This is a genomic window from Paraburkholderia sp. J12 (assembly GCF_905220215.1).
GTDB lineage: Bacteria > Pseudomonadota > Gammaproteobacteria > Burkholderiales > Burkholderiaceae > Paraburkholderia.
Genome location: NZ_CAJMZC010000053.1, coordinates 1 through 446 on the forward strand (window position 1 = coordinate 1; position 446 = coordinate 446).

The following is a 446-nucleotide window of genomic DNA, read 5'->3' on the forward strand; positions in this document are numbered from 1 at the left end:
TCCAGGCCGCCGCGCTGCGCCGCTTCGAGCGCGAGGCCGATGTGCGGCAGCTCGCCGTCCGGGAACACGTAGCGGTCGATGAACTCGCCGCCGCCGAGCGCGGTTTCGCCCGAGTCGGCATCCGACGACGTGATGCCGTGGTTCATGGCGATGCCTTCGTCGGCGAGCAGATCGTGCACCTTGCGGAAGTACACGGGCAGGTTCTTGCGCCCGACGTGCTCGAACATGCCGACGCTCGTGATGCGGTCGAACTGGCCGTCGACATCGCGATAGTCCTGCAGGCGGATCTCGATGCGATCTTCGAGCCCGGCGGCCTTCACGCGCGCCGTGGCGAGGTCGAACTGGTTCTGCGAGAGCGTGACGCCCACGCAGCGCGCGCCGAACTTCTGCGCCGCGCGCAGCACGAGCGCGCCCCAGCCGCAGCCGATATCGAGCAGGCGCTGGCC

Annotated in this window: 1 protein-coding gene; it reads right to left on the reverse strand. The window is 69.5% G+C overall.

Annotated elements, in window-relative coordinates:
• Positions 1 to 446, reverse strand: a 446-nt coding sequence (locus tag U5760_RS31565; protein WP_322016222.1) for a cyclopropane-fatty-acyl-phospholipid synthase family protein, incomplete at both ends; no start/stop codon positions are given.